Genomic DNA, 18,998 nt, shown 5'->3' on the forward strand with positions numbered 1-18,998 from the left:
GAAGTTGGAAGTTTGGACCCATTTAATTTTCCAGATTGGACTCAGAGGAAATGCTCAGCTCTGCCCCTTAATTGTGGAATATACCAATCCCAAATTTTGATTAGAATCTGACCATGAAAAAAACTGTCGTCCTCAATATCGTTGCCCTTTCTCCCAGACTGATCGGAGAGCACACCCCCTTTCTCAAAAAATGGATAGAAACGCGTAATCGCTCGGTGGTCGAACCCGTACTTCCTGCTGTCACTTGCTCGGCGCAGTCGGCCTATCTGACTGGAAAATGGCCTTCTGAAAATGGGATCGTGGGCAACGGCTGGTATTTCGAGGAGGAGTGCGAGATCAAATTTTGGAGGCAGTCCAATAAGCTAGTCCAAGGCGAGAAGATCTGGGAAGTCCTGAAAAAGGAAAATCCAAACTTCACGGTCGCCAATATGTTTTGGTGGTACAACATGTATTCTAGCGTCGACTATGCCGTGACGCCGCGACCGCTGTATCTACAGGACGGGCGCAAGATGCCTGACTGCCATTCCCAGCCGATGGAACTTCGCGATCGCCTGCAAAAGGAGCTCGGGCAGTTTCCCTTATTTTCTTTTTGGGGACCAAATACAAACATATCGTCCAGTAAATGGATAGCCGAGGCTTCGAAAAAAGTCGATGAATGGCACAATCCCACGCTGAATCTGATCTACATTCCGCACCTCGATTATGGTTTGCAGAAGTATGGGATCGACTTTGACAAGATCGGAAAGGATCTCCGAGAGGTCGATGCGCTGGCTGAGGATCTGATCACGTATTTCGAAAAGCAAGGAACACAGGTTTTGTTATTATCTGAATATGGCATTACGACTGTGAGCAAACCCGTTCATCTCAACCGGATTTTCAGGGAAAAGGGCTGGATTCAGGTAAAAGATGAATTGGGCCTAGAGACCTTGGACGCGGGGACTTCTACCGTTTTTGCGGTGGCGGATCATCAGGTCGCTCACGTTCATGTGAATGACAAATCGAAACTTGCCGAGGTCGGATCCCTGCTCGAGAAGACTCCGGGTGTGGAAAAAGTTCTCGATGCTGCTGGTAAAAAAGACTACCACATCGACCACGAGCGAGCCGGAGATTTCGTCGTAATCGCGGACGCTGATTCCTGGTTTACCTATTACTTCTGGCTGGATGATACGAAGGCACCGGACTATGCGAGATGTGTGGATATCCACCGCAAACCCGGCTACGATCCGGTTGAACTCGTTTTGAATCCGGCAATCAAAATTCCTCTTCTGACCGTCGGAGCAAAGGTTTTAAAGAAGAAACTCGGATTCCGGTACCTGATGGACGTGATCCCGCTGGACGCGACTTTGGTCAAGGGTGCCCACGGCCGCATTCCAGAATCGGATCTTGACAAGCCGCTTTTCGTGTCCGACAGAAGTCTCTACTCAGAGAAGAAAATCCAGCCTACAGCGGTTTTCGATTTGATTATCAAGGCAGTGGCTGGTTAAAATTCCCAAAAAACGGCGCTGTTTCTTTGATTTTAGTTTAAATTGATTTTCTTCGTAGTGAAATTATTTTCTATGAAGAAGTTGATTCTGATTTTTTTAGCGCCACTTGTTTTTTCCTGTGGAGGTAAATCAACTGAAGGTACTGCGTCGGGCAATATCCTCGAAAATCTTAGCTATTCAATAGACACTCTTTCGGTCGATTCCAATGGCGAAATCATCGATCTGGGATCTGAATTGAGGAATTTTTCGCTTTCGTCAGATAGAAGTTCGTTGTTTCATTTTGACCACAAGAGAAATATTCTTCAGGAAATTGACCTACAAGAATTGAAGCTCATAAACAATATTCATTTCGAACGTGAGGGACCAAACTCGATTGGATTTAATCCACCGCAATTCCAAAGTTTGGCAAATGACCAAATGCTCGTCTCCACCTACGGTTTTGGAGTCAATATCTTTGGTATAAACGGTCAAAAGCAAAAAAGCCTGAAATTCAATTTCAAAGAGATTGAGGGTCTGGATTACGACGAAGGGGGGCTGATTACACATAAAGCTATCGTCAGTGAAGACGAAAAACGTTTGTTTGCTCTGTCGATGTTGGATCCTTCTTCACCTGAAATCAAGCTAATTATCGTTGACCCTGAACAGAAAACAGGTAAAACCATTCCCCTGCCTGCAATGAACCAAGCGTTGGAATCAATTATTATTTTGAGAACTCCGGGTTCAATCTCCCGGATATCGGGAGACATCGGCATACAACCCTTGAAAGGTAAGCTGTATGTAACCAGTTCGGTCACTTCTGATGTTTACCAATACGACTACGTGCGTGACTCTTTAGTATTGATTGAGTTTCCGCATCGGCTAGTGCCCTCCAAAAAAACTGGTGAGTTTAAAAATTTGGTCTCGGACGAAAAGGAATTTTACGAAGAGGCTGGAAAGCTCATTTATCAAATCAGCTTTGAAAAGCTGATTTGGGATGAGCAGCGAAATCTGTTTTTCCGATTTGCCAGTAAGCCGATTCCTGACCAAGAGAAGAAATGGTACAATGAGGCTGAAGTTTTTCTCTTCGCCTATGATCACAATTTGACTCTTTTAGGAGAAACGCATTTGCCCGAGATCAATAAAGTGCCGGATTATCCCTTCTTCAAAGACGGCAAGCTCTGGTCTTGTGTGAATTTAGATGACGAGCTGGGCTTTGCGGTGATGGATTTTAAGTTTTAAGATGATGAAAAAGCTGGCTTACATAGTCACCGTCTCATTTTTACTTAGCTGTGGTAATGATAAAAAAGCCATAGAATCTTATCGTATTCCCGTATTTGCTTTTTCTATTGATACTGTTAAAGTAGATTCCAAAGAGAAATTACTGTCAGTTCAGGCTGGATTGAGAAGCATGACTTTGGCTCCAGATGGCCAATACTTATTTTTTTACAATGCGGTGGAAAAGCGGCTGGACAGAATCGACTTGAATAGGTACGAATTGGATCGATCCGTTCAGTTTGCATCAGAGGGACCAAATGGAATAGGGAGTCTTTCTATATATGATTTCCATGTGACAGATCAAAAGGAGTTTTATTTCTCCGCCTTCGATGGAATCAGAAAGATGGATTTTATTGGAAACCGACTCTCCTTTTACAATTGGGATGTGGAGGAATTTGTATCCAAAACTCTCCCGTCAAATACAATTGCAAGCTTCAGTGGGGATTATGATTCAAAGGGGAATCTCTTTGCCGGAGTATATGGCAAATCCAGAGGTGGTAACTCGTCGGGTGAAGGCCTAGTCCTGATTGACTTGGGCGAGCGCAAGAGTAGAACCGTGGATATCCCTTTATTAAAGCAACTTAAGGAATTTGAAATTGAACTGGTTGGTGATTCTCCCATAGAAAATGGAGACGAGTTTTTCATGGAATTGGTAAGGGATCAAGTTTTGATCAGTACTAGTACAATAAATGCCGTAGCTATTTATGACCTGAAAACAGATTCACTTTATCAAAAAAGCTTCGTCACGGATCTGCTCCCTGCTCAGAAACCTGGAAATTTTCCTCGGAAGGTCAGTTCGATGGATGCCTTTGAGCAAGCGGTGAAGACCAAATACTATGAGCCAACTTTTGGCAAGTTTACTTATGATCCGCTTTCGAAACGATATTTCAGGTTCTCTCGCTATCAAATCGATGCCTTTAAGGGATCAAACAATTGGATCAGCGTGCTTTCTGTTTTTGATGAAATGCTAAATCTGATTTACGAGACAGATCAGGTTCCCAATTTTAACGGGAATGTGTTTTTCAAAGACGGCTACCTACACCAGGGAATCAATCAAAATGATGAATTGGCTTTTATAAGACTAAAACCAAATTTATGACTATTAGAGACTTTTTCTTGGGCCTATTACTTCCTTTACTAGTCTCCTGTGGAACAGAAACTTCTGAAAAGGCCGAATCTGGAAATGTTCTTGAAAATCTGACCATCACGGTCGATACTCTGATGATCGATTCAAAAGATAGACTCTTTGAACTCTATCGGGGACCTCGCTCTTCTTCTATTTCGGAGGATGGAAAGTTCCTTTTTCTTTTTAATTCCAGGACCAGCCAAATCCAGCAGATCAATCTCGACAAGTTGGAATGGGAAAGGGACATTGACTTCGAAGTAGAAGGACCGAATGGAATCGGCGATGCTGTTTTTGAGACCGAATCACTTGTAGACGGCACCTTCCTGATCACAGGCTATCGGAAGATGGGAATCTTTGATGAATCTGGTACGAAGATCAAAGATTTCTCGATTTCTTCCCTTCCTATTTCCACTGATTTGGAGGAGCTTGATTATGCGCTAATTCTTTCTAAAGATCAAAAGAGCATGTTTTCTCTCCCAGGAGTTCGGTATTATGAGCCCCGAACTTTTGCAAAGATCGATCTTCAGACCTATGAAATTGACAACGTTCCGATCAAGGAGATGGATTGGATCTCTGATATAAAGGTCGGAGTATCTACCCATTATATGTTTGACGAATACATGTACGTCCAGCAGTTTAAGAATCAGATTTTGGTCTTGACGCCATCAAGCAGTTCATTTTATCGGTATGACATGGAAGCTGATTCCCTGACCTACCATTCGTTTGTACACGTGTTGAGTCCCGTCGCCAATGACATCAAGCTGAAAATGATCGTCGAATCGAATGAAGAATACCAAGACGAGTTGAGGCGGTTTTTCATGTCATACAAGTTTGGGCAGCCCCTTTGGGATGAAAGCAGGGATCTGTATTTCCGCTTTGGCAGAAAGCCGGTATCCATAGACGACTCATTTCAAATCACGTCGAGCCAGGTTTTTATGTATGTCTATGATCAAGACTTCAAATTGGTCGGAGAGGCCGAATTGCCGGAGATTTCAAAGGCGCCAAATGAGCCCTTTTTCAAAGACGGCAAGCTCTGGTCCTATGTCAATGTTGAGGATGAGCTCGGCTTTGCGGTGATTGATTTTAAGTTTTGAGTCTAGGCTAATCCCAGTCTCTTCTTCACCGTCAGTAGATTTTCCTGCTTTTTGGGCTCCCGGTGGATGCGGCAGTATTCGGTGTGGTAGTGGTGCTTTTGCATGAAGACCAACTGGAGCTCGTCCCATGCCTGCTCGGTAAAGTCCGGATTGAAATGCTTCAATTCCTGATAGAGCGTCTCACCGATTTGATCAAAAAGATCCGTTCCCAGGTACTCCAGATCGGCATCAGCCAGGATGTTTTCGAGGTGATTGGTCGGACTTTGGGGGATTTTGGTAGCCATGATCATCCCGTAGATTTTTTTCAGCTCGGCGGGAGAGTAGAAGTTGGCGAGGTAGGATTCGGCTATTTTGCAGCCCTTTTCCTCATGGTCTTTGGGGTTGTCGATGAATCCGGTGTCGTGAAAAAGCGCCGCCAACTTCAGCAGATGAATGTCTTCGCTCGACACCTCGGATTCATTGGCCAAAAAAATCGCCTGATCCAGCACGTAGGTGGTGTGCCCCAGATTGTGGTAGGCGAGATGTTGAGGCAGTTTTGCCAAAATATCCCGATAGATTGTGTGTTGGATTTCTTCAAAAACCATCAGCTGTGCTTTTTACCGACCCGTTTGATGACTCCACCTTTCACTTCCTTGATCGTCTGGACATAAAAGAAGGCCTTAGGGTCTATATTTTTGATCGCTTCTTTCATTCGGTGTACTTCCAGCCTGGTGACTACAGTCATGATGATGTCACAGGGATGCTTGATGTGAAATGTCTCAGGAAGATAGCCTCTTTCGCCTTTATAAACAGAGATAGCCTTCCCAAAATCCTTCACGATTAGTTCCTTCACTTTGTCCTCCTCACGGGAGATAATAGTCAGGGCCGTGTATTCCTCAAATCCCTCCACCACATAATCCGTCATCTTGATGGCAGTGAAATACGTTAGTATCGAATACATCGCAGGTTCTATGCCGAAAAATATAGCGGCGAACAACATGATCAGCGAGTTCAAAAAAACAGTGATTTCGCTGGCTGAAAGCGGGGAATTTTTCTGTACAAATTCGGTAATGACCTCAAAACCATCGATCAATCCGCCCCCTCGTATAATCAGTCCGATGCCAAGACCCATCAATATTCCGCCAAATACCGCGCTTAAAACCAAATCTCTGGTAATTGGACCGATACTCAAAAATTCGAGTACAGCCACCAGCAGAAATACTGAAAAGGTAGATTGGACTGCGAAAGTCTTCCCGATTTTTTTCCACCCCAGGTATAAAAACGGGATGTTAATTACCACCAACAGCACGTTGAGGTTAATCCCATAATGGAGGTTTGCAATGATGGCAATGCCTGTCACTCCGCCATCCAAAAACTTATTGGGAAGCATGAATACTTCCAGTGAAATTGCCGCACAGAAGACTCCTGTTACGATGTAAAAAATTGACATTGGATCGAAAACTGCTTTCCAGTCAACTTCTTGTTTATTAAGGTTCATTCTGCGTGCTGTGAAAAAAGAATACGTTTTTTCTCCAATTAATTTTTCGTAAAATTTAAGCAAAAAGGGATGGCGCCCAAACCCGAATCTGAGAATTCTTTAAGGAAAGTGAAATAATCTGCCGTTTCCCGCATTTTAGTCCAATCTCGGGAGGCTTAGCTTGTATTTCATAGCGATCAGGCGAATGCCAACGACCAATGCCATCGAGATAAAGAGGTTGTAGTTTCGCTCTAGCCCAAAATAGTCCATCAGCAAGTAAAACACAGCACCTGCCAGACAGGCCGAGGCGTAGATTTCCTTGCGGAAAAGGATCGGGATTTCGTTGGTCAGTGTATCTCGGATCACTCCGCCCATCACTGCCGAAAACATGCCCATGATCGCAGCAATCTCTGGCCGGAAGCCAAGGCTTAGCGCTTTCTCGACGCCCAACACGGTGAAAAATCCAATCCCGAGCGTGTCGAATAGGAAAAACGTCTTTCGCAACTGACTTAGAAATCGCGGGAATATGAACGCAGCAAATACGCCGGCTAGGATCGCGTACAATACCTGCACATTGCCGATCCAAACCAGCGGATAGCTGTCCAGCAAGATGTCCCGCAGGGTTCCTCCTCCGATGGCGGTGATGAATCCCGTGAATCCCGCGCCAAAAAGATCATGTTCCTTTTCACGGATGGCGAGAGCGCCCGAGATCGCGAAAACAAACGTACCGACGAGTTCAAAAGCGTATTGGAATTCCATCTTCAAAAGTTATGGTAATAAACGCAGCGAATAGCAAAGACCCAATTCAATCCGAGAGATTCCATCACAGGATCGGGTTACTGGACTTTTTCCATCAAGAAAACTCCCATCTCCCGCTGTCCCAAGACCAAGACCGTTTTCGGGGTTTCGAGGAATTTGAATCCTATTTTTTCCAAGTTATCCACATCGGAAGAACTCAGCACAAACCGCTCTGACCCGTCAGGAAGGTGGAATCTGCCGCTTCCCAGCGACTTGCTTTGCTCCAAAACTCCTCCAAATCCGGTGCACATCCGAAACCAGAAAATCCCTCCCGGTTTCAGCACCCGATGGATCTCGGAGATCATTTTTCGGAAGTTATCCACATCGTGCGCAAAGTGCAAAACAGCTGAGCAAATCACCGCGTCAAACGCTCCGGTGTGAAAGGGAACCTCCTCCAGTTTCCCAACTTGAAAGCGATGCGTATCGAAATTGGAGTTCAGGCTTTTCGCCTGATATCGGCAGTATTGAATGGCTGTTTCATTTGGGTCGATGCCAAAGATCTGATACCCCTGATTGACGAAGTAGACCGTGTTTCTTCCTTCTCCGCAGCCAGCGTCGAGAATCTTCATTTCTTTGGTAAGTCGCCCCTTCAGGATTTGATCCAGCAGATAGATGTCGACATTTCCGAGTAGTCGATTGAGGCTATTAATTTCCATCTTCCAGTTTGTCAAGGGCGGTTTTGGCGAGGTTTCTGCCTATTTCGATCATCTCCGCAGCGCGGTGAAACTCCAGCGTACCCGCTTGCTTTCTCGCGATTCTCACGGTCACGTCGACAGGATACTTTTCGATCAGCAATTCACAAAACCGATCCTGAAGTAGCTCAAAAGACCTGGAGATAATGCTAAATGAAGTTAGGGAGGTGGGTTTCTCTACCTTTTGCTCTTCGGGGAAATACTGGATCATCTTCCGGTGATAATCCTGGAGCCAACCTGGAATCGAAATATAGCTTTTACCCCTTTGATCAGTCTTGGGACGGGGGACGAAAAAGTGTTCCGGCCCATTGACCTCCACCACGACCAGCGTACGGTTTTCATGATTGGTAATCAGAGAAATCGGAATCGGATTCAATACCCCGCCGTCTATGAATTCCTGCCGAGAATGCCGGGCCGGTTGAAACACTGTCGGGATGCTTCCAGACGCGCGGATTGCTGCAAACAGGCTTCCTTCTCTAAAGATGTATTCTTTTCCGCTTTTGTAGTCGACTGCATTGCAGGAAAAGGGAATCGGGAGGTCTTCGATTTGGCAGTCTTTGACCACTCTCTTCAGGGCATTGTACACCTTTTCTCCCCGGATAAATCCCCGGCTGGAAAACGTGAAATCCATCAGCGAAAAAACATCCAATCGATCTAGGTTGCAGATCCAGTCTTTGAACTCCGGCATCTTGCCGGCGGCGTACATGCCTCCAACCAAGGCCCCGACGGAGCAGCCGGCAATCTCGCCGATCTCGTAACCCCGGCTTTCGAGCTCCTCGATCACGCCCACATGCGCCAGCCCCCTTGCGCCGCCGCTGCTCAAAACCAATGAAACTGTTTTCTTTTTTGACATATATTTAGGGAGCAAAAAAAGAATCCTTCAGATAAAAAACCTCCGACAAAATTAAGCAATATGGGCCAATTTAAACCTTTCCACCTGGCTTTTCCGATCCGAGATATCCAGGAAACACGAGCATTTTACGGTGATCTGCTGGGTTGTGACATCGGTAGAAGTACCGAAAAATGGATCGATTTCAACTTCTTTGGGCATCAGCTTTCCGCCCACATCAAGCCAGACGAACTGGCCAATGCCAAGACGAATGAGGTAGATGGGAAGAACGTGCCGGTTCGGCATTTTGGAGCGATCTTGGATTGGGACGAATGGCACGAACTAGCCGAGAAGCTCAAGAAATACGGGATCGAATTCGTGATTGATCCTTACATCCGGTTTCAAGGCGAGGTTGGTGAGCAGGCAACGATGTTTTTCCTTGACCCTTGCGGAAATGCGCTGGAGTTCAAGTCCTTTCAGGATCCTTCTCAGATTTTTGCCAAATAGTAATTGACGCGCTGACCAGTGAAAAATCATTACCTAGACTCAGGAATCGGCCGGATGGTCCAGATAGAGGGCAAAGACTACCTCTATTTCAGTGGAACGTCCTATCTGGGAATCGCCCAAGACACCGATTTCCTGGACAATTTGGCCAACAATCTTTTTGAATTTGGAGCCAATTATGGACAGAGCAGGATCGGCAATGTCCGACTTCATGTGTTTGAGGAATTCGAGGAATCTTTTTCATTGGCTGCAGGGGCGGATGCCGCCGCGGTGCTAAGCTCTGGATATCTGGCTGGGATTGCAGCTTGGAAATCACTCATCGCCGATGCTGACGAGGTTTGGATAGCGCCGGATACACATGCTGCAGTCATCCCGGACGGTTTGAAACCTTCTACTCAACTCAATTTTACACAATGGAAAGCAGACTGCTTGGTGCAGTCCAACGAGCTCTCAGCGCGAAGAATTTTGATCATTGGGAATGCGTTAGATCCAATGGCGGGTCAAATCCATGAGTATGAATGGGTCAAGGAGATTGCAAAAAAACATCAAGTTAGTCAGTTGGTCGACGACAGTCACGCATTCGGTACGTACGGGAACAGCATCTACGGAAGCTATCAGCGATGGGCCAATCCACACGTGAATTTGCTCGTCTCGGGCTCATTGGGGAAGGGTTTGGGCCTGCCCGCAGGCATAATTCTGGGAAAGGATGCTCAAATAAATAAGATCAAAGATACCCCACTCTTTGGTGGCGCGTCGCCCGGCTCGCCGGCGTATCTGAGGACTTTTCTGGACATGGAGGATCTGTATTTGGAGAAGAAAAGATGGCTTTCAGATGCCTGCGGGATCTTTGCCCAGGAGACGGCCAAGATTTCCCAAATCAAGGGAAGCAGACATTTTCCGGCTTTTATCTACACAGAAGACGAGTGGGTGAAGGAATTCGAGAAAGCCGGAATCATCACGTCGTCGTTTTCCTACCCGACGGCGCAGAGTCCGAGTATAAACAGAATTGTCATTTCCGGGTTCCACGAGATGGAGGACTTGATGTATCTCAATGACATCATTCATAACCTCGCCCGCTCATGAGAAGTCTATCCTTTTTGTTGCTTGCTGCGATTGTTTTTTCATGCGAATCTAAGCAGACTAGCCCCTTTGAGGATGAATTTGAGGACTATCCCATGATCAAGCGGGTACTGGCGGATGTGGATAAGTATCAAGTTCAGATCATCTACACCCAGATTGATCGCAACGAACATGGCGTCCCCATGTTTACGGATTTCAAGTTTAACCTGGACGACGATCATTATTTCTATCCGGCGTCCACTGTCAAGCTGCCGATTGCGCTGTTGGCATTGGAGTGGTTGGAGGATCAAAATGTGGAAGGCTTGAACTTGGAGACCATCATGTTGACCGATTCTGTCAGGCCTTCCCAACTTCCAGCCTTCACTGATTCCTCCGCCCAGAACGGTCTTCCCAGTATCGGTCATTATATCAAGAAGATCCTGTTGGTCTCTGACAACGACGCAGCCAATCGCCTTTATGAATTACTCGGATTGGACTATATCAACAGCAAGCTGAAGGAAAAGGGACTCAATCACTCTGTCATCACACAGCGCTTGAGTTTTCCAATTTCCCCGGAGGAAAACCGTTTTTTCAATCCTGTTAGATTTGTGGATAACTCAGGAAAAGCGTTGCTTGAGTTGCCTGGACGCCACTCGGACAGCACGTATGTCGTGCCGGGAAGACCCAAAATAGGGAAGGCTTTCTATAGAAATGATTCCCTGATTCAGGGAGGAATGGACTTTTCTTTTAAGAACAAGTTTGCTTTGACCGATCTGCATGGAGTAGTTCAAAGGATCGTTTTTCCGCAGGCTTTTTTGGAGTCGGATCGGTTTGATATTTCGGAGGAGAATCGGGATTTCGTCCTGAAATACATGAGTATGCTCCCGGGGGAAAGCACTTATCCACACTACGACCAAACGGAATTCTACGATGGGTATTCTAAATTTTTCAAGTTTGGAGCCACCAAGGATCCCATCCCCAAACAGTTTAGAATCTTCAACAAGACAGGTTGGTCATACGGCTACCTCGTCGATGGGAGCTATTTCGTGGACTTTGAAAACGGCGTGGAGTTTCTCGTTTCTGCGGTCATTTACACCAATGAAAATCAAACGCTTAATGACAACACTTACGAAACGGAGGAAATTGGAAAGCCCTTTTTCGCAGAACTGGGGGAGTATCTTTACCAGCGAGAACTCAAGCGAAAGAAGCAGATTCCTGCAGATCTGGAGAAAATCAAGTTTGACTACCATTAAGCATCGCGGAAACATGGGCAAACCTAGCTCTAAGAAGCTCCCTTTTATCTATCGATCAATCTTCAATTTTTGGTTGAGTTTCGTGCTGCCCACGAGTTTGGCCATGATGGTCGTTACCGAGCTTTACATCGATGGGACGATCCAGTTGGAGTTGTTGCGGCACTTTTCCCCATGGATCAATTGCCTGCTTTTTCAGATTCTTTTTGGTTTTTTGATGTACGTCTGGGTTTACATTCCCGCAGTCAGGAAATTTAAGAAAGCTGCTGATTGAACCGGAGCCTTCTCGAGAAACACGGACATTAGCCGGTTCCAAAAGCCGTCAGAACCAAGTTTCTACCACCTCCACGATAGCGAAATTCGCAGAGGTAAATTCCCTGCCATATTCCAAGAGCGAGTTTTCCACTGGAAATGGGAATTTGCAAGCTGACGCCAAAAAAAGCGCTTTTAATGTGCGCAGGCATGTCATCCGGGCCTTCGTCGTTGTGGACAAAGCGTGGATAATTTTCCGGAATCAATTCGTTTACAAATGTTTGGAAGTCTTTACGGACGGTCGGATCGGCGTTTTCATTGATGCAGAGTCCGGCGGAAGTGTGCTGGAGAAAAACCTGCAAAAATCCGATCTTGATTTCCCTGATTTCAGGAATTGCCCGCTCCACATGATCCGTAATTAGGTGGTACCCCTGTGGATAACTTGGCAATCGGAGAGTTTTTTGAAAGAAGACAGTGCTCATTTTTTACTTTTCTTGGCCTTGGGGTTGAAAGCCAAAGCCAAATCAATCCAAAATTCCAACTGATCGTCCATGTCAAACCCTTCCGGATAAACGTATACAAACCCCTTCATCGGTCTTCCGGTAAAATCCATCTCTCTACAGCCGGGTTGTCGGAGGGCCTCCGCCCATCCTTCCTCCCCAACTCGAACCATCAGTCGGTTTTCCTTGGTCTTTTTATCCTGATCAAGGCCCATAAGCATTTTATCGTCCACTAGGATGAGTTGACCTCCCATCATTTTCTTGGATAGAAAAGGGATTTTTCTAGAATGGAGTACTTGTTCGATCCGCTCCAGCTGATAGGGGTCAAAAGCCATTTTCGATCAGATTTTTCCTACTTTATTCTCCAGCGTTCCGATTCCCTCAATTGTGATTTTAACCACATCACCTTTTTCAAGCGTAAAATTGTCCGGCACGATGCCGGTTCCGGTCATCATCAAGCAGCCGATTGGGAAGGTATTGGCGCGGAACAGCCAGTCTGCCAACTCTTGTGGCTTGCGCTTCATCTGGTCTAAACCGGTCTCGCCAGAAGCTTCTATCTTGCCGTTTCTGACAATTTCCAAGCTTATTTTGCTCGAATCTGGCAGCATCTCTTCCTGAATCAGGATACAGGGACCAACCGCGGCGCAACCTTGATACACTTTGGCTTGCGGCAGATAGAGCGGGTTCTCGCCCTCGATGCTGCGGCTGCTCATGTCATTTCCAACGGTGAATCCCTGCACTTTTCCCGCAGGGGAGATCAGTAAGGTCAACTCCGGCTCGGGTACGTCCCAGGTGGAATCTTTGCGGATATTGACCGTCTCACCGGGATTGGATACGCGGCTTGCCGTCGCTTTGAAGAATAGTTCGGGCCGGTCGGCCGCATAGACTTTGTCATAAAAGTCCGCTCCACCTGCACCCTGCGATTCTTCCATTCGGGCGGTTCGGCTTCGGTAGTAGGTCACGCCGGCTGCCCATATTTCCTGATTGCCCATCGGAGCCAATAGGCCTTCTTCCTTCAATTCTTCGGCTTTTTCAAACTCAATTTTTTCCCAATGGGAAGCCTCTGATTTCAAAAGTTGAGGTAAATGCTCTCTTCCAAGTAATTGATCCCAGTCGAGTTCTGGACCGAGAAAGATGCCGTTGTCAGATTCTAAAAGTGTTCCGTTGGTCAATTTGTAAAGTTTCATAGGCTTGAGAAGGGTTTATTTTTGGGAATTTAGAAAAAAGGAATTGAAGGGCGAGACTTGCAAAGAAACTTTTCGCTCGTACATTTGCCAAAGATCATAAGGGGTGCCTTAACAAAACGGGCTGAGATCATACCCATACGACCTGATCCGGATAATGCCGGCGAAGGGAAATGAGAAAGTGAAACGGAACTATTCATGAACATGCCGAAGCGGTACCCTTCGGGCAATTTCTGATTTTCGTTTTGCAAACCGGGTAAACTGTCACGGAAGACCTCCCTTGGGCTTTCCAATGTTTCACTCAATGTCCCGGAAGGGAATATATTACACATGAAAAAGTTAGTAATTGGCTTGGTGCTGTACTTGGCTACAATCTCTGCTTGGGCTCAAAATAGCCTGAGTGGAAAAGTAACAGAATCTCAAAGCGGCGAACCGCTGATTGGAGCATCTGTCTGGACTGAAAAACTCGGAATCGGTGCAGTGACGGATGAAAAAGGAGAGTTTACGCTCTCAAAATTACCCGCCGGAGAGGTAGAATTACGCGTATCGTTCTTGGGCTTTGAGGCTTTCAGGCAAGTGATTTCTGTCCCATACGCCGGTAAATTGGAGATTGCGCTGACGAGCCGGGAATTTCTGTCCGAGGAATTTGTCGTCTCTGCTACGCGTGCCTCTGCCAATACGCCCACGACATTTACCAATGTGGATAAGTCTGAAATCGCCAAACGAAATTTGGGACAGGACATTCCCATCTTGCTCCAATACACGCCGTCCGTGGTCAGCTATTCAGACGCAGGCGCTGGCGTTGGCTACACCGGGATGCGGATTCGCGGTACTGACCAAACCCGAATCAACGGCACAGTCAATGGAATCCCAATCAACGATGCCGAGTCGCATGGGATTTTCTTTGTCAACATGCCGGACTTTGCCTCTTCGGTGGACAACGTCCAGATTCAGCGGGGAGTGGGCACTTCGACAAACGGTGCCGCTACTTTTGGCGCCAGCCTCAACTTCCAGACTGACACTCGGCACGACGACCCGTATGCGCAGATTGACAACAGCTTCGGCTCTTTCAATACCTGGCGACATAAGGTGAAGGCAGGGACCGGCTTGCTCAATGATCGATTTGCGGTGGATGCGCGGCTTTCCAAGATTACTTCTGACGGCTATGTCGATCGGGCATTTTCGGACCTGAGCAGCTGGTTTGTTTCTGGCGGATACTATGGGGAAAAAAGCGTGATCAAGGTGATCGCTTTCTCCGGCAAAGAGCAAACCTACCAAAGCTGGAACGGCCTGCCTGAATCCAAGCTCGAGGACGACCGGACCTGGAACTACTATACCTACGACAACGAGACAGACAATTACCAGCAGGACCACTACCAGTTCATCTATACGGGAAAAGTGGGGACGAACTGGAAGACCAATCTGGCGCTTCACTACACCTACGGCCGGGGCTACTACGAGCAATACCGGGAAGACGACGACCTTGCGAGCTATGGATTGCCGCCGGTGACCATTGGCGATGAGACCATCGAAAGCACCGATATCATCCGCCGTCGCTGGCTGGACAACGACTTCTTTGGCTTTGTCGGTTCGGTGAATTACATATCCGACAACGGGCAATTGGACTTCATCTTGGGCGGCGGAGCAAACCGATACGATGGAGACCACTTTGGGGAAATCATCTGGGCGAGAATCGCCGGTGACACCGAGATCCGCGACCGATATTACGATAACAATGCCGTCAAAGACGACCGGAACATCTATGCAAAAGCGACGTACGAAGTTAGTCCCGGATTGAATCTCTTTGGAGACTTGCAGGTGCGCGGTATCGATTATTCGTTTGCCGGGGTGAATGACGACCGAAGGATTGTGGACGGGCAGGAAAGCTACACGTTCTTCAATCCCAAGTTTGGATTCTCTTACGAAAAGGGCAAACAGACGTGGTATGCGAGCTTTGCGGTAGCCAACCGCGAGCCGACCCGCTCGGACTTTACGGATAATCCGATCACGGAAGTGCCAAAACCCGAAAGGCTAAACAACATCGAAGCCGGCATTCGAGCCCAAAGCGGCCGATTCAGCTACAATGCCAACTTCTACTACATGGATTACAAAGATCAGTTGATACTGACCGGTCAGATCAACGACGTGGGGGCCTATATCCGTGAAAATGTGGCCTCTTCCTATCGGGCCGGGCTCGAGTTTGATGCGGCATTTCAGCTGAGCAAGGCTTGGACTTTTGGGGGAAATATTGCCTTCAGCCAAAACAAGATCAATGAGTTTACGGAGTATGTGGACGACTACAGCGGAGCGGATTTCCAGCAGGAGGCTTTCACCTATACAGACACGGATATCGCATTCTCTCCCAATGTGGTGGGTTCGGCGATCATCGAGTTCAAGCCGGTGAAAAACCTCTCGCTCAATCTGCTGAATAAGTATGTGGGAAAGCAATACCTGGATAACACCTCAAATGACGGACGCTCGCTCGACGCGTTCTTCATCAGTGATTTCCGGATCAGCTATGCCGCCCAGCCCAGATTCTTCAAGGGCCTCGAATTGAATCTGCTGATCAACAACATCTTTAATGAGATGTATGAGCCAAACGGATACACGTTCAGCTATTTTGTCCCGGGAGAAGCAAGCGGGAGGGAGTTGGTGACAGAGAACTTCTATTATCCACAGGCCGGAACGAACTTCCTGTTGGGGCTGAGTTTGAAGTTTTAAGAAAGGGTTTGGAGACCGAAGTTGACGATTTAATTTCCGTGGTCTGTGCGGACGCAGACCACGATTTTTGATTTCCTTTCAAATCCCCACTCCGGCTTTGATCTTCAACAACGCAGCTATCGCATCCTTCTCTTTGAAATAATCAAAGACTAAAAACTGGGAGTCATTGGCGAGCAGCACGCATTTGTATAGAGTGACCGGGCCCGACATCGTGGGCGTGATTCCGTTGGGAATGTGTTGGCTGCGAAAGCTGTGAATGATGATTTTCGCGGCTTCGATCTTTGGAAGATCCTGCCATTGTCCAAATTTGAAACAGTGGATGCGATGATATTTTCTGAATCGGCTGCTTTCAAAGTCCAGCTCCGTGCCAGCGGACATGGCAATCAATAACGCTCCAAGCAAAATGGCACCACCGCCCACCAAGCCAACTTTTCGGGGATCAGTAGCTACTTCAACAAACATGGGAATAAGTAAAACAATCAGTCCCGCAGTCGCTAAGGAAATCCCCAGCACTCTCGATCCGTTGATACCGTAGTTTCGATTTGTATGGTTGAAATGCTTCATGACTTTATCGCCATATTTTTCAATATAATCAAAAGCGTCATTTCAACACGAGTTTTACCCGAAACTCGATCTCCCGATCCACCAGCGTCCTGTCTGCCCAAGATCCGGTATAGGCAATGTCCCAGTCAAAACGGTCGATGGAGAATGTGGACAAAACCTGACGCCCGTTCTGAGTTCCTTCAAAGCTGATCGGTTTTGTGATTCGTTTGATCTCAAGATCGCCGCTGAGGACAAGTTTTCCTTGGTCGACCACTTTGATCTCTCGGAGATAAAATTTGGAAATAGGATACTTATCCACATCAAAAAAGTCTTCGTCTTTGAGATGGGCCGTCAGTTTTCTGAGCGGAATGGGATCGGATTCGGGAATGTCGGTCACCCGGATTTTTTCCATGTCGATTTCAAAATATCCGTTGATCCATTGTCCCTGATTTTCCAGAAGAAAACCCTTTTTGAGCGGGATTTCTCCTTCATGTTTTCCGAGTCCCCTCATCTTGGTCCCTTTCCAAAGGATCTTGCTTTGGGGGAGACTTATCCACATGGTATCTTTCTGTCCGGTCGCCTTTTTGCCCGGAGCCGGACTGTGGATAAGTCCGGCTTTCGCTGGAATCAAAGGTTGATTTTCCCCGCAGCCAAAGGCAAATAGAAGCGAAAAAGCAAGTGCCTAGTCATAATCCGGGATGTTGAGGCCGAGGATAATATCCCGGTTCGCGTGGAGCATTCCTCGGGAGTTGACAGACGGAAGGATACCGGATCCTCCCCGGTCTTCAAGTTTTTTGCGGCGCGCCGGAGTCAAGATCGGATCATCTGCGAAAACAAACTCATCTAGATAATATTCGTTTTTGTCAGGCTCCTTTACCGTCAAATGAATGTGTTCCGGTTCGGATCGGTCAGGATAGGCCGCAGGACGGAAGGTGTAAAAAGTATAGCGCCCGCTTTGATCTGTTTTGACCCAACCCCGCAGATATCCATGTCTTCTCGCCCAACCAACTTCATTACCTTTTTTCGGATAAATACCTGTTCGGTCGGTATGGTAGACGTAGAGAATGACATCCTTTGCCGGGGTTTTTCCATCGCGCCGAAATACCGTTCCGGTGATTTTGAGCTTGGGTTCAGTGCTGTGGAAACCCGGAAGTGTATCCACGTTAGTCAGAGTTTTTTCTCCAAACTCAAAGATTGCCTTGCAGCCTTCACAGCCTCCTCCAACTAGTTTGCGGGACTGACCGGAGCACTTGATGCTTAGAAAAATAGAACAATAGATCAGGCATCGGATAAGGTGTCGTTTCATCGCTTTCTTTTTTCCCAAATGGAACAAAAGAAATGAGTACCTGAAAATCGAATCATCTGACCTGAGTTAATTCTATATCAACCTGTGGGCGCTTGCTCGAATCTGCTTCGAAAGTCGGGGACGTAATTTCTGCTCAGCCGAAGTGCCTGTCCATTGGAAAGCAAGAGATCATAATCTCCATTGCCTCGGGAACTGATCGAATCCACTTTGCTGACATTTACCAAGGTGGTTTTATGGATTCGTACAAAGACTGAAGGGTTCAGTTTTTCCGAAAATGATTTAAGTGATCCATGCTGCAGGTACTTTTTTTCGGCAGTAAAAAACTCGACATAGGGTGTGGCTGAAGCAGTAAAAAGAATGGATTCCGTGGGAATTTTCTCGGTCCTTTTTCCCGACTGAAGAAGCAAAAAGTCAGGATATTCGCCGGATTTTTGAATTTTCGTATCGGGCAATTTTTGCGTAGGAATCAGGGAAATCGCGGTGTAGATGAGCAGATATTTGTACAGATCATGGGAAAGGGAATAGACGAGATTGCCAAAAAATCCAAAGGTGTGATCATAGAATAGTCCAGAAACAGCAAACACTAAAAAGGCAAAAAGTAGCAGATGGAAGATCGTGGCCAAGAGCACGAAAAGTGCTCGTTTGGTCCATTTGGAAAGGGTTTTAACATGCTTAAATGTCGAGCTCAAGATTAAAGTGACTGGAATGATCAGGGGCCAAAACAGGTTGAAAAGTAGCGATTCGGAAAAATAGAACGCGTGGTCTTGGTATCCGGATTGGAGATAGTCCTGAAGTATCGTGATCCCCAACAGCGCTACCAAAAGCAGGATTAGGTTTCTTACTTTTTTTTGTTTCGACATCCGTCTTTGGAAAATTGCCCGATGTGTATCCACAGTAGTTTAGAATGACCCTCTTGGATGAAGTTATCCGCTTTCTATAGATTTTG

At 46.7% G+C, this 18,998-nt stretch carries 21 protein-coding genes and 1 riboswitch; of the genes, 9 read left to right on the forward strand and 12 right to left on the reverse strand.

The genetic code is table 11. The features are described from left to right. Positions 1–113: 113 nt before the first annotated feature. The 4 genes from G459_RS0108910 (at position 114) to G459_RS0108925 (ending at position 4,958) form a co-directional block, all read left to right on the forward strand. Positions 114–1,484 (forward strand): alkaline phosphatase family protein, encoded by a 1,371-nt coding sequence (locus G459_RS0108910; protein WP_026967343.1) that lies wholly within the window; start codon positions 114–116, stop codon positions 1,482–1,484. Positions 1,485–1,556: 72 nt separating this feature from the next. Then, positions 1,557–2,702: a DUF4221 family protein gene (locus G459_RS0108915; protein WP_026967344.1), complete on the forward strand. Its 1,146-nt coding sequence runs from the start codon at positions 1,557–1,559 to the stop codon at positions 2,700–2,702. A gap of 1 nt (position 2,703) precedes the next feature. Beyond that, on the forward strand, positions 2,704–3,837 hold the full coding sequence (locus G459_RS0108920) for a DUF4221 family protein (protein ID WP_035455488.1): 1,134 nt from the start codon (positions 2,704–2,706) through the stop codon (positions 3,835–3,837). Continuing rightward, complete coding sequence (locus G459_RS0108925; protein WP_026967346.1) at positions 3,834–4,958, forward strand: DUF4221 family protein; 1,125 nt, start codon at positions 3,834–3,836, stop codon at positions 4,956–4,958. The genes G459_RS0108920 and G459_RS0108925 overlap by 4 nt, the downstream gene beginning before the upstream one ends. A gap of 2 nt (positions 4,959–4,960) precedes the next feature. Here G459_RS0108925 and G459_RS0108930 read toward each other — a convergent pair whose 3' ends face one another. The 5 genes from G459_RS0108930 to G459_RS0108950 form a co-directional block, all read right to left on the reverse strand. Then, entirely contained in the window at positions 4,961–5,542 is a 582-nt protein-coding gene (locus tag G459_RS0108930; protein ID WP_026967347.1) for an HD domain-containing protein, read from the reverse strand. Further along, positions 5,542–6,387 (reverse strand): YitT family protein, encoded by an 846-nt coding sequence (locus G459_RS0108935; RefSeq protein ID WP_051315153.1) that lies wholly within the window; start codon positions 6,385–6,387, stop codon positions 5,542–5,544. Before G459_RS0108935 ends, G459_RS0108930 begins: the two co-directional genes overlap by 1 nt. Positions 6,388–6,570: 183 nt before the next feature. Next, complete coding sequence (locus G459_RS0108940; protein WP_026967349.1) at positions 6,571–7,173, reverse strand: trimeric intracellular cation channel family protein; 603 nt, start codon at positions 7,171–7,173, stop codon at positions 6,571–6,573. Between the two features lie 77 nt (positions 7,174–7,250). Then, positions 7,251–7,868 carry a class I SAM-dependent methyltransferase gene (locus G459_RS0108945; RefSeq protein ID WP_026967350.1) on the reverse strand — a complete coding sequence of 206 codons (618 nt, stop codon included), beginning with the start codon at positions 7,866–7,868 and terminating at the stop codon, positions 7,251–7,253. Beyond that, positions 7,858–8,757, reverse strand: a complete 900-nt coding sequence (locus tag G459_RS0108950) for a patatin-like phospholipase family protein (RefSeq protein ID WP_026967351.1) — start codon at positions 8,755–8,757, stop codon at positions 7,858–7,860. Before G459_RS0108950 ends, G459_RS0108945 begins: the two co-directional genes overlap by 11 nt. 60 nt (positions 8,758–8,817) lie before the next feature. Between G459_RS0108950 and G459_RS0108955 the strand changes: the two genes are divergently transcribed. The 4 genes from G459_RS0108955 to G459_RS0108970 are packed head-to-tail and all read left to right on the forward strand — an operon-like array spanning position 8,818 to position 11,820. Beyond that, the gene (locus G459_RS0108955) at positions 8,818–9,240 is read left to right on the forward strand and encodes a VOC family protein (RefSeq protein WP_026967352.1); all 423 of its coding nucleotides are present in this window, start codon (positions 8,818–8,820) and stop codon (positions 9,238–9,240) included. An 18-nt stretch (positions 9,241–9,258) separates the two neighbouring features. Next, positions 9,259–10,320 (forward strand): aminotransferase class I/II-fold pyridoxal phosphate-dependent enzyme, encoded by a 1,062-nt coding sequence (locus tag G459_RS0108960; RefSeq protein WP_026967353.1) that lies wholly within the window; start codon positions 9,259–9,261, stop codon positions 10,318–10,320. Beyond that, on the forward strand, positions 10,317–11,549 hold the full coding sequence (locus G459_RS0108965) for a serine hydrolase (protein ID WP_026967354.1): 1,233 nt from the start codon (positions 10,317–10,319) through the stop codon (positions 11,547–11,549). Before G459_RS0108960 ends, G459_RS0108965 begins: the two co-directional genes overlap by 4 nt. Before the next feature lie 13 nt (positions 11,550–11,562). Beyond that, a complete protein-coding gene (locus tag G459_RS0108970; RefSeq protein WP_026967355.1) occupies positions 11,563–11,820 on the forward strand; it encodes a hypothetical protein in 258 nt (85 codons plus the stop codon). A gap of 28 nt (positions 11,821–11,848) precedes the next feature. On the opposite strand, the gene G459_RS0108975 is transcribed toward G459_RS0108970, so the two are convergent. The 3 genes from G459_RS0108975 to G459_RS0108985 are packed head-to-tail and all read right to left on the reverse strand — an operon-like array spanning position 11,849 to position 13,485. Next, entirely contained in the window at positions 11,849–12,280 is a 432-nt protein-coding gene (locus G459_RS0108975) for a secondary thiamine-phosphate synthase enzyme YjbQ (RefSeq protein ID WP_026967356.1), read from the reverse strand. Continuing rightward, entirely contained in the window at positions 12,277–12,633 is a 357-nt protein-coding gene (locus G459_RS0108980; protein WP_026967357.1) for a TfoX/Sxy family protein, read from the reverse strand. Before G459_RS0108980 ends, G459_RS0108975 begins: the two co-directional genes overlap by 4 nt. Positions 12,634–12,639: 6 nt before the next feature. Beyond that, complete coding sequence (locus G459_RS0108985; RefSeq protein WP_026967358.1) at positions 12,640–13,485, reverse strand: fumarylacetoacetate hydrolase family protein; 846 nt, start codon at positions 13,483–13,485, stop codon at positions 12,640–12,642. A gap of 89 nt (positions 13,486–13,574) precedes the next feature. Next, a riboswitch (TPP riboswitch) is annotated at positions 13,575–13,671 on the forward strand. Positions 13,672–13,812: 141 nt separating this feature from the next. Between G459_RS0108985 and G459_RS0108990 the strand changes: the two genes are divergently transcribed. Further along, on the forward strand, positions 13,813–16,203 hold the full coding sequence (locus tag G459_RS0108990) for a TonB-dependent receptor (RefSeq protein ID WP_026967359.1): 2,391 nt from the start codon (positions 13,813–13,815) through the stop codon (positions 16,201–16,203). A 78-nt stretch (positions 16,204–16,281) separates the two neighbouring features. On the opposite strand, the gene G459_RS0108995 is transcribed toward G459_RS0108990, so the two are convergent. The 4 genes from G459_RS0108995 to G459_RS0109010 all read right to left on the reverse strand — a co-directional run bounded on the left by G459_RS0108995 (position 16,282) and on the right by G459_RS0109010 (position 18,912). Continuing rightward, on the reverse strand, positions 16,282–16,767 hold the full coding sequence (locus G459_RS0108995; RefSeq protein WP_026967360.1) for a hypothetical protein: 486 nt from the start codon (positions 16,765–16,767) through the stop codon (positions 16,282–16,284). A gap of 37 nt (positions 16,768–16,804) precedes the next feature. Further along, entirely contained in the window at positions 16,805–17,377 is a 573-nt protein-coding gene (locus tag G459_RS0109000) for a YceI family protein (RefSeq protein WP_026967361.1), read from the reverse strand. A 51-nt stretch (positions 17,378–17,428) separates the two neighbouring features. Further along, positions 17,429–18,052: a dioxygenase family protein gene (locus G459_RS0109005; protein ID WP_026967362.1), complete on the reverse strand. Its 624-nt coding sequence runs from the start codon at positions 18,050–18,052 to the stop codon at positions 17,429–17,431. Positions 18,053–18,129: 77 nt separating this feature from the next. Next, positions 18,130–18,912: a LytR/AlgR family response regulator transcription factor gene (locus G459_RS0109010; RefSeq protein WP_026967363.1), complete on the reverse strand. Its 783-nt coding sequence runs from the start codon at positions 18,910–18,912 to the stop codon at positions 18,130–18,132. Positions 18,913–18,998 lie beyond the last annotated feature (86 nt).

The sequence above is a fragment of the Algoriphagus terrigena DSM 22685 genome (genome assembly GCF_000429445.1).
Taxonomy (GTDB): domain Bacteria; phylum Bacteroidota; class Bacteroidia; order Cytophagales; family Cyclobacteriaceae; genus Algoriphagus; species Algoriphagus terrigena.